This is a genomic window from Arthrobacter sp. zg-Y895 (genome assembly GCF_020731025.1).
Classification (GTDB): domain Bacteria; phylum Actinomycetota; class Actinomycetes; order Actinomycetales; family Micrococcaceae; genus Arthrobacter_B.
In genome coordinates this window covers 1-17,612 of sequence record NZ_JAJFZY010000003.1, presented here as the reverse complement: position 1 = coordinate 17,612, position 17,612 = coordinate 1, and the positions used below count along the sequence as shown (strand labels likewise).

Sequence of the window (17,612 nt, the reverse complement as noted above, 5' to 3'; positions counted from 1 at the left end):
CCGGTCCCGGCGCCGGACCCGACGCCGGACCAAGGCACCGCGGCGTGAGCCCGGCAACAGTGGCAGTATGGTCCCCATGACTTATGTTGCTGCGGACAACCGATACGAATCCATGCCCTACCGGCGCGTCGGAAAGAGCGGACTCCAGCTCCCGGCAGTCTCCCTGGGACTCTGGCACAACTTCGGCGATGACAAACCCTTCGAAACCCAGCGGGCCATCCTCCGCCGGGCCTTCGACCTTGGCGTCACCCACTTTGACCTGGCCAACAACTACGGCCCGCCCTACGGCTCCGCCGAAACCAACTTCGGCCGGCATTTCCGGGACGATTTCCGTCCGTACCGCGACCAGCTGGTGATCTCCAGCAAGGCAGGCTACGACATGTGGCCGGGTCCGTACGGCAACTGGGGATCCCGCAAGTACCTGCTCTCCTCCCTGGACCAGTCCCTGGAACGCATGGGCCTGGACTACGTGGACATCTTCTACAGCCACCGCCCGGACCCTGAAACCCCGCTGGAGGAAACCATGGGGGCCCTGGACACCGCAGTACGGTCCGGACGGGCACTCTATGCAGGCATCTCGTCCTACTCGCCCGAAAAGACCATCGAGGCGGCGCGGATCCTGCGGGAAATGGGCACCCCGCTGCTGATCCACCAGCCCTCCTATTCCATGCTCAACCGCTGGGTGGAAGACGGCCAGCCGGACCTGTTCGCAGCCCTGGATGAAGTAGGTGCAGGTTCCATTGCCTTCTCGCCGCTGGCGCAGGGCCTGCTCACCAACAAATACCTCAACGGCGTGCCGGAGGACTCCCGCGCTGCTGCCGGAAAGTCCCTGGACCAGTCCCAGCTTTCGGAGGAAAACCTGGAACGGGTACGGGGGCTCAACAGCATTGCCGAATCACGCGGCCAGAGCCTGGCCCAGATGGCCATCGCCTGGGTGCTGCGCAGCCGGACCGGCACTGCACCCATCACCTCGGCCCTGATCGGTGCCTCAAGCGTGAAGCAGCTGGAAGACTCGCTGGCTGCCGTGAACAACCTGGAGTTCTCCGCGGACGAGCTGCGCCGGATCGACGAATACGCCGTCGATTCCAAGATCAACCTGTGGGCAGCAGCCCTCGACGCGTAAATGGGTGCACTGACCATCCGGGAGGCCGGGCCCGGTGACTGGCCGGACCTCTGGAACCTGATGGAACCCATCGTGCGTGCCGGAGAAACCTACTGCTGGGATACCGGCAGCACTGAGGAGCAGGCCCGGCTGTTGTGGCTGGAGCCTGCTCCTACGGTGGTGTTCGTTGCCCTGAAGGACGGAAAGGTAGCCGGGACCGCGCAGCTGCACCCCAACAAGTCGGGCAACGGCAGCCACGTAGCCAACGCCTCCTTCATGACCGCCTCGGAGTTCAGCGGCCAGGGGGTTGCACGGGCACTCGGTGAGCATGTGCTGGCCGAGGCCGCCCGCCGCGGCTATCGCTCAATGCAGTTCAACGCCGTGGTGGAAACCAACACCCGGGCGGTGGCGTTGTGGCAGTCCCTCGGCTTCTCGATCCTCGCCACTGTGCCCGAAGCCTTCCGGCATCCCGCCAAGGGGCTGACCGGCCTGCACATCATGCACCGGACCCTGGACACGGAGGGGAGTGAAAGAATAGGTACGTGAACTACCCTGAATTCCGCCCTCCGGCCGAACGTGCTGCCGTAATCGACCTGGCTGCCATCCGGCACAATGTCCGCCACCTCTCCCACATTGTCAGCCCCGCCCGCGTTATGGCAGTGGTCAAGGCTGACGCCTACGGGCACGGCGCCGTCGAGACTGCGCGTGCGGCAATCCAGGCCGGCGCGGCCTGGCTGGGCGTGGCCCACATCAGTGAAGCGCTGGCGCTCCGCGCCGCAGGCATTGCCGAACCGGTCCTTGCCTGGCTGCACACGCGGGACGCCGAATTCGGTGAAGCCATCCGGGCCAACGTGGATCTTGGAGTCTCCGGCTGGGACCTGGACGCCGTGGTCGCGGCTGCCCGGGAATTGGAAATGCCGGCCCGGGTGCACTTGAAGATAGATACGGGGCTGGGCCGCAACGGCTGCCCGGAGGACCTCTGGGAAGCCTTCGTCGGCCGGGCCCTGGCCTATCAGGAAGAGGGCCTGCTGCGGGTGGTCGGGATCTTCTCCCACTTCGCCGTGGCGGACGAACCCCACCGTCCGGAAACCGATGAGCAGCTGCGGAAGTTCCGCGAGGCGGTCGCCGTAGCCGAAGACGCCGGTGTGGACCGCGAAGTACGGCACATCGCCAATACCCCGGGTGCGCTGTCCCGCCCGGATGCCCACTTCGACCTGGTCCGCATCGGGCTGGGCATGTACGGGCTGTCGCCGTTCGCCGGGCAGACCTCGGCGGAGCTGGGCCTGCGCCCGGCGATGAGCCTGAAGACCACTGTCGCTGCGTGCAAGGAAGTTCCGGCAGGCCAGGGCGTCTCCTACGGGCTGCACTACCGCACCAAGGAGCCGACCACACTGGCCCTGGTGCCGTTGGGCTATGCCGACGGCATCCCGCGGGTTGCCACCGGCGGCCCCGTCCAGATAGACGGACAGACGTACCCGGTGGTTGGGCGCATCGCCATGGACCAGATGGTCATTGACCTGCACCGGACCGGCATTGCCGGCACGCCGGATTCCTTCGAGGGCCGGGAAGCCGTCCTCTTCGGCGGCGAGGGCCAGCCGAGCGTCGATGAATGGGCGTCAGCGGCCGGGAGCATCAATTACGAGATCATTACCCGGATCAGCGGCCGGGTTCAGCGCGTCTATGTGGACACCGCGGTGGACGAGGACGCACCCGCCCCGCCCATCGCCTTGGAAGCCGCGCCCGGAGCGCCCGCTGCAGAAGGCGAACAGGCACAGGCGGTACAGGCCAAGTGATGCAGGAACCTGTCTGGGAAGCTGAATTCCGGACCAACGGAGCCGAAGAGACCCAGGCGCTCGCCGAACGCCTCGGCCGCGTCCTGCGCCGCGGGGACCTGCTGCTGCTCACCGGTGAACTGGGCGCGGGGAAAACCACCTTCACCCAGGGGCTCGGCGCCGGGCTCGGCGTGCGGCCGGGCATCATTTCGCCCACCTTCGTTCTGGTCCGGGAACACCCGAGCCTGGGGGACGGACCGGACCTGGTCCATGTGGACGCCTACCGGCTGGGTTCCGAGGCAGAAGTGGACGACATCGACCTCGAAGCCTCCATGGACCGCTCGGTCACCGTGGTCGAGTGGGGTCGGGGGCTGGTGGAGCACCTGTCCGACAGCCGGCTGGAGATCACCCTGGTCCGCGCCGTCGGCGGCGACGCTCCGGGCGCCCCGGCCACGGACTACTCCGACGAGGACACCGATGAAGAGCGCACCATCCGGCTGGCGGGATTCGGTCCACGCTGGCAGCAGGCGCCGGACCTGGGCTGAACGCCCGCGGCAGCTCCCCGGAAACGGCCATCCGGGCAGCGCCGTAGAATAGGAACCGTGCTGATTCTCTCCATTGATACCTCCGCCATCGCCAGTGCGGCACTGCTCAACGGGGAGGGAGAGATCCTGGCATCCTTTGCCACCGAAGACACCCGCTCCCACGCCGAAGTCCTTGCCCCCGGAATCGCCGGCCTGCTGGCCGACGCTGGGATAACCGGGCAGGACCTGGATGCAGTGGTCGTAGGTGTGGGTCCAGGCCCGTTCACCGGCCTGCGTGCCGGAATCGCCACTGCCCGGACCCTCGCCTTCGCCTGGGACAAGCCGCTGCACGGGGTCATGAGCCTGGACGCCATCGCCGTGGATGCCGCCCTTGATGCCTGGCGCCTGGGCATTGACGAATTCGCCGTGGCCACCGATGCCCGGCGCAAAGAGGTCTACTGGGCCGCCTACCGCAGCACCGGCGGAACACCGGAACTGCTGGACGGCCCGCACGTGAGCGGCCCCGGCGAGGTTCCCACGCTGCCCGTTTACGGAGCGGGAGCCGGCCTGTACCCGGACACCCTGCACGCCGTGGAGGGTTTCGCCGACGCGCAGCCCACCGCCGCGGCCCTGGGACGCACCGCCGTCGTCCGGCTGGTCCGCGGGCTGCCGCTGCTGCCCAGCACCCCGCTGTACCTGCGCGAATCCGACGCCAAGGTCCCCGGCCCGCGGAAGCGCGCCCTGTGACCGCCGCGGAGACCGTGCGCATCCGACGCATGGACGCCGAAGACATTCCCGCCGTCGATGCACTGGAACGCCGGCTGTTTCCCGTCGACGCGTGGCCGCTGCAGATGTTCCACGACGAACTCGCCCAGACGTCCACGCGGTCCTACTACGTGGCGGTGGACCCGGCCGGAACCGTCATCGGTTATGCCGGCCTGATGTGTGTGCTGCCGATCGCGGACGTCCAGACCATCGCCGTCGTACCCGAAAGCGAAGGGGCCGGCATCGGCTCCCGGCTGCTCACCACCCTGGTGGACGAAGCGAAGGAGCGCGGCGCCGAGGACGTGCTCCTGGAGGTGCGCGACGACAACCCGCGTGCCCAGCGCCTGTACCGCTGGTTCGGTTTCGAACAGATCCATGTCCGGCCGCGCTATTACCGCGACGGCGCCTCCGCGCTGATCATGCGCCTGCCCCTGGCCGAGTGGTCCGGCGCTCCGACGGCGGCCGGGACTGCAACAGAAACGAAGGACAGTAAATGAACCGCACCGACCCCCTGGTGCTTGGCATCGAATCCTCCTGCGACGAAACCGGAATCGGAATCGTTCGGGGGACCGACCTGCTGACCAACACGGTTTCCTCCTCGATGGAGGAACACGTGCGGTTCGGCGGCGTCATTCCGGAGATCGCCTCCCGGGCGCACCTGGACGCAATGGTCCCGGCGCTGCAGGCGGCCCTGGCCGAAGCGGGCGTGACGCTCGCCGACCTCGACGCCATTGCCGTCACCTCCGGCCCGGGCCTCTCGGGGGCCCTGATGGTCGGGGTCAGCGCCGCGAAGGCACTGGCCCTGGCCACGGGCAAGCCGCTCTACGCCATCAACCACCTGGTGGCGCACGTGGGCGTGGGCGTGCTCGACGGCGGCGCCCTGCCGGAAAACCTCGGAGCGCTGCTGGTCTCCGGCGGGCATACCGAGATCCTGCGCGTAGCCGACCTTACGAGCGATGTGGAGCTGCTCGGCTCCACCATCGACGACGCCGCGGGTGAGGCCTACGACAAGGTGGCCCGCATCCTCGGGCTGGGCTACCCCGGCGGACCGGCCATCGACCGGCTGGCGAGGGAAGGCAACCCGAAGGCCATCCGCTTCCCGCGCGGCCTGACCCAGCCCAAGTACATGGGCACCGCCGAAGCGCCGGGACCGCACCGCTACGACTGGTCCTTCTCCGGCCTCAAGACGGCCGTGGCCCGCTGCGTGGAGCAGTATGAGGCGGCCGGCCAGGACCTTCCGGTGGCGGACATCGCTGCGTCCTTCCAGGAGGCCGTGGTGGACGTGATTACCGCCAAGGCAGTGCTGGCCTGCACGGAGCACGGTATTACCAACCTGCTCCTGGGCGGGGGAGTGGCAGCCAACTCGAGGCTGCGCGCCCTGACCGAGGAGCGTTGCGCGGCAGCGGGCATCAAACTGCGGGTCCCGCCGATCTCCCTGTGCACCGACAACGGGGCCATGGTCGCCGCGCTGGGCGCACAGGTGGTCATGGCAGGCGGCGAACCGTCGGGGATCGGCTTTGGCACGGACCCGTCGCTGCCGGTCACCAGCATCCACGTGGCAGCGGCCCGGGCCTAGGACCGCACGGCTGCTGGCTCCGGCACGACGCAGAAGGGCCCCGGCGGAATACCGCCGGGGCCCTTTTCGTGCGCAGGAAACGGTGGTCAGGCGCGGCGGAGCTGCCGGATACCGTCCATAACGACGGCGCGCAGGTCGCCGCCGTTCTCTTCCGCCACCCGGCGCTGCTGCTGGTACCCGGCGCCGCGCTCAATGATGGTCCGGACGTCGGCCAGCTCGGTGCTGCAGCCCAGTTCGGCGGCGATCGGTGCCAGCCGGGGCAGGACATCCTCGAGCAGGTGGTCGGTGACCAGCTTTTCGTTGCCCTCGGCGTCGAGGATCACGATGGCTTCCAGGCCGTAGCGGGCCGCACGCCACTTGTTTTCCTGGACGTGCCAGGGCGGCATGGTGGGGATGCTGCCGCCGGCGTCGATGATCGAGGAGAACTCGTGCACCAGGCACTGGGTGAGTGCGGCGATGGCACCCACGTCCTGGATATCCGCCAACCCGTCGCAGACCCGCATTTCGATGGTGCCCAGTCCCGGAACGGGCCGGATGTCCCACCGGATTTCACTGATCGAATCGATGACTCCGGTGGTGAACATGTCCTGAACATAGGATTCGTACTCGGTCCAGGAGCCGAACTGGAACGGCAGGCCGGCGGTGGGCAGCTGCTGGAACATCAGGGCACGCTGGGAGGCGTAGCCGGTATCGTCCCCGGACCAGAACGGAGAGGACGCGGACAGGGCCTGGAAATGCGGGAAGTAGTTCACCAGTCCGTCCAGGACGGGCAGCACCTTGTCCCGACTGTCCAGTCCCACATGGACGTGGACCCCGTAAATGAGCATCTGCTGGCCCCACCACTGGGTCCGGTCAATAAGTTTGGCGTAGCGTTCCTTGTCCGTGACCGGCTGTGAACGCGGTGTGCTGAACGGGTGGGACCCTGCGCAGAACAGTTCAACGCCCATGGGATCGGTTACCTGCCGGACCGCTGCGAGGGAACGGGCAAGATCCGCCTTGGCCTCCGCGACGGTGCTGCAGATACCGGTCACCAGTTCAACGGTGTTTTCCAGCAGTTCCTGCTTGATGTGCGGGTGCTCGTCATCAGCATGCAGCGCGGGGTCGTTGACGTTCACGCCGCGCAGCACCTCATCCGCCACGGAGACCAGATCTCCGGTGGTGCCGTCCACAAGGGCCAGTTCCCACTCGACTCCCAATGTTGACTGGGCCGACTTGGCGAACTCGATTTCCAAACTGTCTCCTGCTTTATGCGCTACCACTGAAGTACCCGGACCCGCATCATTGCGTTGAGAACCGTACCAATCCTATAGCCGCAGGCGCCTGCTTCGGGCCTCGGCACCGAACACGCCGGGAAATCGAAGGCCGCGGCCGGCGCAGACATAATGGGGGAATGCCGATCCTGAACAAAGACATGACCCTGTGCATTTCCCTGGCCGCACGTCCCAGCAACATCGGTACGCGTTTCCACAACTACCTTTATGACCAGCTGGGCCTGAACTACGTGTACAAGGCGTTCGCCCCCGCTGACCTGGCACAGGCCATCGCCGGGGTGCGCGGGCTGCCCATCCGCGGCTGTGCTGTGTCCATGCCGTACAAGGAGGACGTGATTGCGCTCGTGGACCGGATGGATCCGTCCGCGAAGGCCATCGATTCCGTGAACACGATAGTCAACGACGACGGCGTGCTCACCGCCTACAACACCGACTACCTGGCCATCGCCCGGCTGCTGCGGGACCACAGGGTTCCGGCCACGCACTCGGTGCTGCTGCGCGGATCCGGCGGCATGGCCAAGGCAGTGGCCGCAGCACTGCGGGACGCGGGGTTCTCCGACGTCACGGTGGTCGCCCGCAACGAGGCTGCCGGCCGTGCGCTGGCCGATCTTTACGACTTTGCCTGGCAGGCGGAGCCCGGCACGTCCACGGCGGACCTGCTCATTAACGTCACCCCGCTGGGCATGTCCGGGCAGGACGAGGACGTGCAGTCCTTCGGCGATGACGCGGTGGCTGCCGCCCGGGTGGTGTTCGACGTCGTTGCGCTGCCCTCGGAAACCCCGCTGATCGCTGCCGCCCGCGCCGCCGGGAAACCGGTGATCACCGGGGCGGAGGTCATTGCCATCCAGGCGGAGGAACAGTTCGTGCTCTACACAGGGGTACGCCCGACACCGGAGCAGATCCGCGAAGCCAGCGAGTTCTCCCGGTCCTGACCCGCTTTCCGGCGCGGCCGCCCGCACCGTCTAGGCGGCCGGAACCGGTTCCACCACCAGCGCCACGCGGTCCTCGCCGATCCGGGTGAGGACCAGCGTCGCTTTGTTCGGGCCTTTACCGGAGCCGGTGAGCAGGGCCTTGCGGACCTCTTCGGGTGTCACGGACATGCCGCGCTTCTTGATGTCCAGCACACCGATGCGGTTTTCCCGGACCCAGGCCTTCAGCGCCCTGATGTTGTACGGGCGGACGTCGCGGATCCGGTAGGCGCGGGCGAAGGGAGTTTCGCGCAGTTCCGGGGCGCAGATGTAGGCGATGTGCGGATCCAGGAGATGTCCGTCCAGGGTGCCCGCGACGTCGGCCACCAGTCCGGCACGGATTACGGCGCCGTCGGGTTCATACAGGTAGCCCTCGGCAGGCCCCACGGCAACGTCCTGGGCACCGGCGTCGTAGTCCACCGGGGAGGTCAGCTCCGCAGCGCCGCCGGAACCGATCACCAGGGCGGCGCGCCGGACGCCCTCGCGGCGCAGCGCGTTGAACCACAGGGTCGCCTCGGTGACATCCCCGTCCACGGACACCCACTGCGCCTCGCAGTTGGCCGGCAGCGCCTCGTGCGGGATGCCGGGGCCCATCTTCACCCCGACGGGCAGGCCGGCGTCCGCCAGGGATTCCACGAAGGACAGGGGAGGGGAGAAGGCCTCCGGGTCGAAGATGCGCGTGGTGCCGGACGTCGACGTGGTCCTGCGCGCCGGATCCAGCCACACGCCGTCGAACCCGGTCAGGTCAAAGTCCTCGGCACGGCCCTGGACCACCGTCGCCTCCGGCCAGGGCATGAGGTTGATGGTGGCTGCCGCAGCGGTGATTTCATCCAGTTCGACGGCGGTCACCCGGCGGTCCAGGGTGGCCAGGGCGAGGGAATCGGCACCGATTCCGCAGCCGAGGTCCGCGATCTTCTCCAGCCCGGCCTCCTGGTAGCGGTGGGCGTGCAGGGCGGCCACGTTCAGCCGGGTGGCCTGCTCCAGGCCGGGCTGCGTGAAGACCATGTGCTCGGCGAACGGACCGAACTTTCCGCGGGCCTTCATCCGCAGTTTTGCCTGCGTCAGGACGGCGGCCACCAGCTCGGGGGAATGCCCGGCCTTGCGCAGGTCCGTGTTCAGCTTCAGGGACTCGGATTCGAGATAGGGGGGAAGCGAGTTCAGCAGCTGCCATCCCTCGGGGGTCAGAACATGGGCAAGGGAAGTATCGGGCATGCCCTCCAGCCTAGTTGTTCTGCCTGCGGGCACGTTAGCTGTAGGTTGGGCGGCATGACGAAGATCGCCGCCGAGCCGCTGGCCGCACTGCGGGCACGCACCAGCTACAAATGGCAGACCTATCCGGCGGATGTGCTGCCGCTGTTCGTGGCGGAAATGGACTACCCGCTGGCGGAACCGGTGCAGCAGGCCATCATCGACCGGGTGCTGGCCTCGGACACCGGGTATATCGCCGGGCCTCAGCCGGTGGCAGCGGCCTTCGCGGGGTTCGCCGCGCGGACCTGGGCCTGGGCAGTGGACCCGGATGACGTGCGGAGCACCACGGACGTGAGCGTGGCCATTGTGGAATGCCTGCGGCAGGCAGTACCCGTGGACGGGAGCGTGGTCATCACCCCGCCGGTCTATCCGCCGTTCTTCGAGCTGCCGCTGGAAGCGGACTCCTCAGTGGTGGAGGTGCCGCTCCTGTTCGACGGTGAGGGCTGGGAATTGGACCTGGCCGGCATTGAGCGGGCCTTTGCCCGCGGCGCTGACGCCTTGCTGCTGTGCAACCCGCATAATCCGCTGGGGCTGGTCCACTCTGCCGACACCCTGCGGGCGCTCGCCGACCTGTCCGTGAAGTACGGCGTGGCCGTGATCAGCGACGAGATCCACGCCCCGCTGACGTACGAACCGGGGGACTTCACTCCCTACCTCACCGTCTCGGAGAACGCGCGGGAATATGGCCTCTGCGTGACGGCCGCCAGCAAGGCGTGGAATATCGCCGGTACCAAGTGTGCGGTGATGATCGGCCAAAGCGACCGGACCCGGCTGATGCTGGCTTCCATGCCCGAGGAAGTCTCCGCGCGCACCAGCATCCTCGGCCTGCATGCCACGGCTGCGGCCTATAACGACGGCGGTCCCTGGCTCGCCGGGGTGATGGAGTCTTTGGCCGCGAACCGGCGCCTGTTGGCTGAGCTTCTGGCGGAGAGGCTTCCGGGCGCGGGGTACGGTCCGCCCTCGGCCGGCTACCTTGCCTGGTTGGATTTCCGAGCCCTTGGCTGGGGTGACGATCCCGCGGCGGTGGCCCTGCAACGGGCGCGGGTGGCGCTGGAACCGGGGCCGCGGTTCGGCCAGAAGGGCGCCGGATTTGTCCGGTTGAACTTCGCCTGCTCCCCGGAGGTGCTGACCGAGGCTGTAGGGCGGCTCGCCGAAGCGGCAGGTCAGGCAGGACAGCGGGCCGGCCATGGGTAGTTCTCCCCATGGCTCCAAACTGCGCGGACCGGTTAGGGTACTCACAGCGGAGGCACTATAGGGGCCGGCCCGCGCGTAGGACAACCCGTGAGGACGGGATTGGGACAACATGGGGGAATCATGAGTTTGAGCGGTTACACAATTCAGGTTGACGCGTGTTCGGGTCTGCTGATCCGGGTCCGTGACGACGAGGGAATCACGGATGCCGCCACGTCGTTGGAAACGGCATACGCCCAGGCAACGGACGGCTGCGGGAGTGCCCCGGTTGCCGCTGCACTGGAGGCGATACGCGAGATTGTGGCCCTTCAGGCCGAATGGGCCGGTAAACGGGTGGAGAACGCAGTCGACGGCGTCGGCCAGGCCCTCACTGCCTATCTCGAAGGCGACCAAAAGATGGCAGACGACGCCTGCGGTGTCATGACCCAGGCACCCGAACTGCCGATTGAGGCAGGCAGTGCCGACCGCTACTCACCCGTGGCGGTGTACTGAGATGGCTTTTGACACCACGGGGCTGCAGGGCTGGCCTTCCCCAGCACAGCTGACGGCTGGCGCTGACGCGGTTCGGGGCGCAGGGCCCGAACTCGAGAACGCCATCGCGGATGCGTCCGCTCAATGGAATGGTCTGCAGGGCATCTATCAGGCGCCGGAGGCCGAGGTGGCCTACGGTGTTTTCGCCAATATCACCCCCCACGGTGGATTTGTCAGCTCCGCGTGCGAGCAGGTAGCCAAAGCACTCCAGGAGTTCGCTGACGGAATTGCCCACCTGGAAACCGCGCGCACCCAGGTCCTGGCAGACATCGCGGCCCATAATGCCTTTGTAAACAGCGATTCCTTTGGCGAGGAACAGCAGGACATGGCCGACCTCGGACGGGACACGCTGCAGGGCACGGTCAACCATTTGGCTGCCGAATTCCTTTGGTTGGAGGAGAACTGTGTATCCGCCCTGTCGGATACCACGGGGGAAACCAATCCGTTTTTCTCTTTTATGGCAACGCAGTTCGCGGGTGTGATGTTCAACGTAATGGACACTGCGCTTGGAGGAGTGCGGTTCCGCACTTCACAGCATCCCGCAGGACCGGGTGCGTACTACGACATCCGGCCTGAGCGAAACAATGTTCTTTACGACAACAGCCGGCGGTACGCAGACTACGTCGACAACTCGAACAGATTCCACACGCCCCACGAGGAAGGCCTGGGTGGAAAGGTCGTCAAGGGCGGCGGCTGGGTGCTCACCGTCGGCGGCGCCTATTTCACCTATCAGGACCAGGAACAGAAGGCGTACAACGACCTGCTGGCCAGCAATCCGGAGATGACGGAGGAGGAACGGCGCGCCGAGGCGAGCAAAATCGCGGGGTTCCGTACCGGCACCAGCGTAGTCGGCGGGTTGGGGGCCGGCGCCATCGGGGCAGGCGTTGGAAGCTTCGCCGGCCCGGCAGGCACGGTTGTCGGCTTCGTTGTCGGCTCTGCCGTCGGGTGGGCAATGGAGCAGCCTTTGGATGCGCTGGGGGGCAGGACCGTTACGGAGTGGGCCGGAGATGGAATCCGCGAAGGATGGGATTACCTGAGCGGACCTGGGCTGGACCAGGCCCAGCAGGCCGCTGAGGCCTTGGCCGAACAAGCGGAAGAAGCAGCGGAAAAGGCGTATAAGGCCGCGGAAGAAGCAGCGGAAAATGCGCGCAGGGCCCTGGAAGACGCAAAGGAGAACGTTGACAGGGTCGTGGACGATGCGAAGGAAAACGTCGGCAAGGCCGTGGAAGATGCAAAGGAAAACGTCGAGAAGACAATTGACGACGTGAAAGACCGCGTATTTGGCTGGATGGGATAACCGGCCCCTGGTGAATCCATGGGATAGATTAGGCTGACTTCGGCACGGGCGTGCCGCCGTTGCCGCCGCATTAAAAGATCGGACGTGTGTCGAATAAATGAACGCCAATACTGTCGGGGCATTGATCCTGATTCCACTGGGCATCATTCTTATGCTTTGCGGTCTGCTCGTTTACAACGGCAGGTTCCGCCACTACCGGACCGGCCTCAACATCGTGCTGTCCGGAGAGCCGGCGCTCGCGACAACCTACCTTGGTGCGGCTTTTATCCTGATGCCGCTGACGCAGTTCGCCATGGACGGCGGCCTAAACGCGCTGGTAACCATGTTCTTGATCCTTCTGATGTTTATCGCTGGAATATTGGGGGTGCTGGGCAGTTTCTGGATGCCGCCGTTCCTGCAGCCGCAGTGGATACGAGATGAAAAGAGAGCCGCCCGCCGCCGTCGCCAGGAAGAAGCTGCCATGCGTGCCGGCGGGGGCGGAATGTCGTCCAAAGCCAACGGACGGAGCAATTCCTGATGGACCCGTTTTCCGGTTTCCCGAGAGTCAGTTTCCGCGGTGTCAGTGCCGTCCTTCCGCCGGGCTGGGAACAGCAGCCCGGTACCGGCAGCATGTGGATCCTTGCGCACCCGCCCGTTCCGGCCGGGCATTTCCGACCGAACCTGGTCATCAGGGCCGGCAGCAACGGGGGAGCGTCGCTGCTGCGACTGTCCACGGCGGGGCTGGCCGAAACCATGGCGACTCTTGCCCCGATCCACGTCCTCTCCGTTGACGAGTGGCCCAAGGTGTTTGACCGCCAGTCGGGCCAGGCACTGCCCGGGCGGCGGCACCGCTTTGTGTATGAGGCAGACGGGCACACCGTCTGTGTGGACCGTTGGGTTTGGGTCATCGGGGCCGGGGTTCTTGAAGCTACGGCAAGCTACGCCCTTGAGGACCACGTTGGGCAGAAGGCGCTCTTCGAGTACCTCGTGGACCAGTTGGAATTCAAGGACCACGGCGCAACGCATGTCCTGGACTGGTCGGGGTTCGACCTGGTCACCCGGTCCGACCCCATGCCCGACTTTTTCGCTTCGGAACAGCGCAGGACGGTGGTCGAAGACCTCAGCCGGATTTCGGCCGAGCAGCCGTATGTCCCCGCCGGGAAGGTGATGCCGGACGCCGCCGTCGAACTGTTCCAGACGCTGGGGCACCGGGGAAAGCTGGGGCGTTTTGACCTTGCGGGGCAGCAGGAAGCCGTGCGGGAACTGCTCCGCGCGGAGCTGCTGACGGAATCCGGCCAGGCCACGGCGAAGGGGAAGGAATACCTCACGCCGTATGTCGACCCGGAAGCCCGCCTGACGCTTACCGCTCGGCGCGGCGGCGAGGTGCGGAACGCCGAAGTATGGATGGGATCCGGGCGTGCCCTGCTGCTCGCCGATCCCTCCTTCTACGGTACCGGCCAAGCAACCGGCCGCGAGATCCGGCTGATGCGGGACGCGCATCTTCCACTGGCCCTGGCTGCCTGGGCCGGGGTCGCCCCTGCATGGCCGCTCCGGCACGCCCCGCTCGTGATTGATGAAACCCGGTTCGATGCCCGGGTGGCCTCGGAATCGGTGCCGCTGCCCCATGGATCGGACGAAGCCGTGGAACGGCTGTGGAACGCGTCCTGGACCAGCTGGTCCATCACACATGTTGAGGCCTACGCGGGGTTCCGCTGGCTGCATGCCGCCGAAGCCGGCCACTACTCCGTGATCCCCGTTGACGGCGGCCTGAGATTGGACGCGCAGCCCTCGTCCCTCGTATGGGATGCGATTGTCCGGACGGTCCACACTGCTGCCACCGGGTCCCAGCTCGACCTCGGTACCGATGTTCCCTCCGCCTGGCTGCATGCCCGGCTTCCTGCGCCCGACGCCCGGGAATCAGGAACAGGGGCGCAGACACCGGCACACTGACCTGCTGGCGCTACGCCAGGATACTCAGCTGCCGGGGCGCCAGGGGGTCCGAGGAAAAGCTTCCGGTAAGAACCGGCAGTTCGCCGGTTTCCGCACTGCGGGTCAATCCCGCCATTGCGTCTTCAGTGATGCTGGCCTTCCTGAGGTCCAGGAGCACGTTCAGGCCCGGCAGGGCAGCGTTGGTGCGGCGGGCGAGCACGTACAGCACCCTGCAGTTGCCTTCCGTGATCTTCCCGCGCACCACCAGCCGCGCCTGGCGCAGGTCGACGTCGAGCCGGATGGCAACGCGCAGCTTGGGCTCCATGGCAGACCTTCCGGGAAGGGGCGGAAAAGTGCGGCGGATTCCAACCTAGGAGTGCCTTTCCCCTTGGCGCAATGCGCCGGGCGGATACTGCCTGCCCGGGGTGGTCAACTTGGCCGCGGGCGGGGGTATTCGGATGCCGGGGGAAGACCGGTTCGCCACAGACTTCTTCGACGGCGGCAACAATCCGCTGGGCACGCGGGAGCTAGGCGAAATAGACGCCGATCCGGTTTCCGTCGATCTCCTCGATCCGGATATCGATCTCGTAGATATCCTTCAACACGTCCGGCTGCATGATGGCCGACGGCGGCCCCTGGTGGATCAGCCGGCCGTCGCACATGGCAATGATGTCGTCGGAGTAGCAGGAGGCGAAGTTGATGTCGTGGATGACCAGCACCACGGTCTTCCCGAAGTCGTCCGTGAGCCGGCGCAGCAGCCGCATCATTTCCACGGAGTGCTTCATGTCCAGGTTGTTCAGCGGCTCGTCCAGGAGCAGATAGTCCGTATCCTGCGCCAGCACCATGGCAATGAACGCCCGCTGGCGCTGTCCGCCGGAGAGCTCGTCCACAAACCGGTCCGCCAACGCCGTCAGGTCCAGGTACGCCATTGCCTGCTCGATGTGGGCCTTGTCTTCGGGTCCCGGCCGGCCGCCGTTGTGCGGGTAGCGGCCGAACCCCACCAGGTCCCGAACGGTCAGGCGGACGGTGAGCTGGTTGTCCTGGCGCAGGATCGCCATTTTCCGGGCGAGGTCCCGGCCGGGGGTGGAAACGACGTCGAGCCCGTCCACGGCAACCGTGCCGGAATCCATGGGCAGCAGGCGGCTGATCATGGAGAGCAGCGTGGATTTGCCCGCACCGTTGGGCCCGATGATCGAGGTGATGCCGCCTTCCTTGATCTCGCAGCTCACCCCGTCCACGACGACGGCGGAGGAGTAGCGCTTGGTGACGCCGTTGACGGTGATCATGAACGGGGGCCTTTCAGGCGGTGCAGGGGGAGGAGGGTCATTTCACGTTTCCCCTCAGGAGCAGGATGAGGAACACGATGCCGCCCACGAACTCGATGACGATGCTCAGCGCGGTGTCGAAGTCGAAGATCCGCTCCAGCACCAGCTGGCCGCCCACCAGGGCGATGATTCCCAGCAGAACGGCAATCGGCAGCACCGAAGCATGCCGGAACTTCGCGCAGAGCTGGTAGGCCAGGGACGCAATGAGGAGCCCGAAGAACGTCACCGGACCGACCAGGGCCGTGGACACCGCGACGAGCACCGAGCAGATGATGAGCGTGGCGGTGACCGCCCGCTTGTGGTCCACTCCCAAGTTCACCGCGGTCTCGCGGCCCAGGGCCAGGACATCGAAGGAGTGGCGCATCCGCCAGGCGACGGCACTGACAAGCGCGACGGCGGCCGCGGAGTAGCCCAGCAGGGCGGCGTCGACATTGTTGAAGCTGGCAAAGAACAGGTCCTGCAGGATGATGAATTCGCTCGGGTCGATCAGCCGCTGCAGCAGCGAGGAGAAGCCGCGGAACATCGTGCCGAAGACAATTCCGACCAGCAGCATCAAGTGCAGGGATTTCCCGCCGCCGGTGAACAGCCACCGGTACAGCAGGAACGAGAACCCGACCATCAGCAGCACCTCGAGGCTGAAGCGGATCGGCGCGCCCAGGGACAGCAGGGCGCCGCCGCCCAAGGCAAACACCAGGACCGTCTGGATCAGCACGTAGAGGGCATCGAAGCCCATGATCGACGGCGTGAGGATCCGGTTGGCGGTGACGGTCTGGAACAGGACGGTGGAAACCCCGACGGCGTAGGCCACCAGGATCATGGAGCCCACCTTGATCGCCCGGCGCGGCAGTGCGTAACCCAGGTTTCCGCGCAGCTCAATGGTCATGAACACCGCAACCAGTGCCGCCGCGACCAGGCCCAGGGTGATGATCCAGAAGCGGGCTGGAACGGTCCGGACGGGACGCCGGCGGTGCTCGGTAAGTGCTGCGGGCAGTGCGCTGGTGGATGGATCAGGCATGGGAACCGCGCTTGCGTAGGAGGAGGTACAGGAAGATGACGCTGCCTACGGCGGAAACCACTACACCCACCGGGATTTCATACGGGTAGCGGATGGTGCGTCCGATGATGTCGCAGAGCAGGACGAAGCCCGCTCCGAAGACGGCGACCCAGGGCACCGCGCGGCGGACGTTGTCACCGATCAGCAGGGACACCAGGTTGGGCACGATCAGGCCCAGGAACGGGATGGAGCCGACGCTGACTACCACCACGGCGCTGATGAGCGAGACGATCACCAGTCCGAGCGCCATGACCCGGTTGTAGTTCAGGCCGAGGTTGGTGGTGAAGTCCTGCCCCATGCCGGCAACCGTGAAACGGTCCGCGGCCAGGTAGCCGATCAGGGTCAGGGCGCCGACAATCCAGAGCAGTTCGTAGCGGCCGCGCAGGACGCCGGAGAAGTCGCCGATCATCCAGCTGTTCAGCGTCTGGAGGAGGTCGGTGCGGTAGGCGAAGAAAGTGGTGACGGCGGAAATCACGCCGCCGAGCATGATGCCCACCAGGGGAACGATCAGGGTGTTGCGCAGCGGGATCCGGCGCAGGATGAGCAGGAAGAGTGCGGTTCCTGCAGCGGCGAAGACCGAAGCCGTGGACATCTTCAGGAACATGGAGGCGCCCGGCAGCAGCACGGTCACCGCCAGGATCCCCAGCTGGGCCGACTCCACCGTGCCGACGGTGGAGGGTTCCACGAACTTGTTCCGGGCCATCAGCTGCATGATCAGCCCGGCCACGCTCAGGGCCATGCCCGCCAGGACAATACTCAGCGTGCGGGGGAGCTGGCTGACCCAGAACAGCATGTGCGTGGTGGGATCCCCGGACAGCAGCGAGGCGAGCGAAAGGTCACCGACGCCGACGAAAAGGCTGACGGCCGCCAGCAGCACCACAACGCAGACCCCTAGGACCAGTGCGGCGGTTGAACGCACAAAGCGCCGCCGTTCCGGGGGAGCGGCGGCGGACGCGGGGGCCGGTTTCTTTGCCGGCACGGCGGGGGCAGTCATATTTCGGTATCCAGTTCCTCCGTGGCCCGGCACCGACGGTGGCGGGCCACGGGGCGCCGAGGGGCGGCGAGGGCGCGTCGGGGTCG

Annotated in this window: 19 protein-coding genes; 13 read left to right on the top strand and 6 right to left on the bottom strand. The window is 66.5% G+C overall.

Annotated elements, in window-relative coordinates; all coding sequences use genetic code 11:
- The first annotated feature begins 76 nt into the window (after positions 1-76).
- From mgrA to tsaD, 7 genes are read left to right on the top strand one after another with little or no spacing between them, the layout of a single operon-like run.
- Entirely contained in the window at positions 77-1,123 is a 1,047-nt protein-coding gene (gene mgrA, locus LJ760_RS01755; protein ID WP_227918665.1) for an L-glyceraldehyde 3-phosphate reductase, read from the top strand.
- Positions 1,124-1,648: a GNAT family N-acetyltransferase gene (locus LJ760_RS01750; protein ID WP_227918660.1), complete on the top strand. Its 525-nt coding sequence runs from the start codon at positions 1,124-1,126 to the stop codon at positions 1,646-1,648.
- Positions 1,645-2,895: an alanine racemase gene (gene alr, locus LJ760_RS01745; RefSeq protein WP_227918658.1), complete on the top strand. Its 1,251-nt coding sequence runs from the start codon at positions 1,645-1,647 to the stop codon at positions 2,893-2,895. Before LJ760_RS01750 ends, alr begins: the two co-directional genes overlap by 4 nt.
- Positions 2,895-3,419: a tRNA (adenosine(37)-N6)-threonylcarbamoyltransferase complex ATPase subunit type 1 TsaE gene (gene tsaE, locus LJ760_RS01740; RefSeq protein ID WP_227920868.1), complete on the top strand. Its 525-nt coding sequence runs from the start codon at positions 2,895-2,897 to the stop codon at positions 3,417-3,419. Before alr ends, tsaE begins: the two co-directional genes overlap by 1 nt.
- Before the next feature lie 57 nt (positions 3,420-3,476).
- A complete protein-coding gene (gene tsaB / locus LJ760_RS01735) occupies positions 3,477-4,145 on the top strand; it encodes a tRNA (adenosine(37)-N6)-threonylcarbamoyltransferase complex dimerization subunit type 1 TsaB (RefSeq protein ID WP_227918655.1) in 669 nt (222 codons plus the stop codon).
- A 29-nt stretch (positions 4,146-4,174) separates the two neighbouring features.
- Positions 4,175-4,660, top strand: a complete 486-nt coding sequence (gene rimI, locus LJ760_RS01730) for a ribosomal protein S18-alanine N-acetyltransferase (RefSeq protein ID WP_227920867.1) — start codon at positions 4,175-4,177, stop codon at positions 4,658-4,660.
- On the top strand, positions 4,657-5,739 hold the full coding sequence (tsaD, locus tag LJ760_RS01725; RefSeq protein ID WP_227918653.1) for a tRNA (adenosine(37)-N6)-threonylcarbamoyltransferase complex transferase subunit TsaD: 1,083 nt from the start codon (positions 4,657-4,659) through the stop codon (positions 5,737-5,739). The genes rimI and tsaD overlap by 4 nt, the downstream gene beginning before the upstream one ends.
- An 86-nt stretch (positions 5,740-5,825) precedes the next feature.
- Here tsaD and LJ760_RS01720 read toward each other — a convergent pair whose 3' ends face one another.
- Positions 5,826-6,971, bottom strand: coding sequence for a glutamate--cysteine ligase (locus tag LJ760_RS01720; protein ID WP_227918650.1), 1,146 nt, complete (start codon positions 6,969-6,971; stop codon positions 5,826-5,828).
- A gap of 158 nt (positions 6,972-7,129) precedes the next feature.
- Between LJ760_RS01720 and LJ760_RS01715 the strand changes: the two genes are divergently transcribed.
- Entirely contained in the window at positions 7,130-7,942 is an 813-nt protein-coding gene (locus LJ760_RS01715) for a shikimate 5-dehydrogenase (protein WP_227918648.1), read from the top strand.
- A 30-nt stretch (positions 7,943-7,972) separates the two neighbouring features.
- Here LJ760_RS01715 and LJ760_RS01710 read toward each other — a convergent pair whose 3' ends face one another.
- Complete coding sequence (locus tag LJ760_RS01710) at positions 7,973-9,190, bottom strand: THUMP-like domain-containing protein (protein ID WP_227918645.1); 1,218 nt, start codon at positions 9,188-9,190, stop codon at positions 7,973-7,975.
- A gap of 54 nt (positions 9,191-9,244) precedes the next feature.
- Here LJ760_RS01710 and LJ760_RS01705 point away from each other — a divergent pair, with 54 nt between their 5' ends.
- From LJ760_RS01705 to LJ760_RS01685, 5 genes are all read left to right on the top strand, one after another.
- Entirely contained in the window at positions 9,245-10,420 is a 1,176-nt protein-coding gene (locus LJ760_RS01705) for a MalY/PatB family protein (protein WP_227918643.1), read from the top strand.
- Positions 10,421-10,540: 120 nt separating this feature from the next.
- The gene (locus tag LJ760_RS01700; protein WP_227918641.1) at positions 10,541-10,909 is read left to right on the top strand and encodes a DUF6507 family protein; all 369 of its coding nucleotides are present in this window, start codon (positions 10,541-10,543) and stop codon (positions 10,907-10,909) included.
- A 1-nt stretch (position 10,910) separates the two neighbouring features.
- A complete protein-coding gene (locus tag LJ760_RS01695) occupies positions 10,911-12,245 on the top strand; it encodes a hypothetical protein (RefSeq protein WP_227918639.1) in 1,335 nt (444 codons plus the stop codon).
- A 97-nt stretch (positions 12,246-12,342) separates the two neighbouring features.
- The gene (locus tag LJ760_RS01690; protein WP_227918637.1) at positions 12,343-12,762 is read left to right on the top strand and encodes a hypothetical protein; all 420 of its coding nucleotides are present in this window, start codon (positions 12,343-12,345) and stop codon (positions 12,760-12,762) included.
- Positions 12,762-14,174 (top strand): hypothetical protein, encoded by a 1,413-nt coding sequence (locus LJ760_RS01685; protein ID WP_227918635.1) that lies wholly within the window; start codon positions 12,762-12,764, stop codon positions 14,172-14,174. Before LJ760_RS01690 ends, LJ760_RS01685 begins: the two co-directional genes overlap by 1 nt.
- Before the next feature lie 10 nt (positions 14,175-14,184).
- Here the strand turns inward: LJ760_RS01685 and LJ760_RS01680 are convergent, their stop codons facing one another.
- From LJ760_RS01680 to LJ760_RS01665, 4 genes are all read right to left on the bottom strand, one after another.
- Entirely contained in the window at positions 14,185-14,478 is a 294-nt protein-coding gene (locus tag LJ760_RS01680; RefSeq protein ID WP_227918633.1) for a hypothetical protein, read from the bottom strand.
- Between the two features lie 202 nt (positions 14,479-14,680).
- The gene (locus tag LJ760_RS01675) at positions 14,681-15,439 is read right to left on the bottom strand and encodes an iron ABC transporter ATP-binding protein (protein ID WP_227918630.1); all 759 of its coding nucleotides are present in this window, start codon (positions 15,437-15,439) and stop codon (positions 14,681-14,683) included.
- A 37-nt stretch (positions 15,440-15,476) separates the two neighbouring features.
- Entirely contained in the window at positions 15,477-16,493 is a 1,017-nt protein-coding gene (locus tag LJ760_RS01670) for an iron chelate uptake ABC transporter family permease subunit (protein ID WP_227918627.1), read from the bottom strand.
- The gene (locus LJ760_RS01665; protein WP_227918625.1) at positions 16,486-17,526 is read right to left on the bottom strand and encodes an ABC transporter permease; all 1,041 of its coding nucleotides are present in this window, start codon (positions 17,524-17,526) and stop codon (positions 16,486-16,488) included. The genes LJ760_RS01670 and LJ760_RS01665 overlap by 8 nt, the downstream gene beginning before the upstream one ends.
- Between the last annotated feature and the right edge of the window lie 86 nt (positions 17,527-17,612).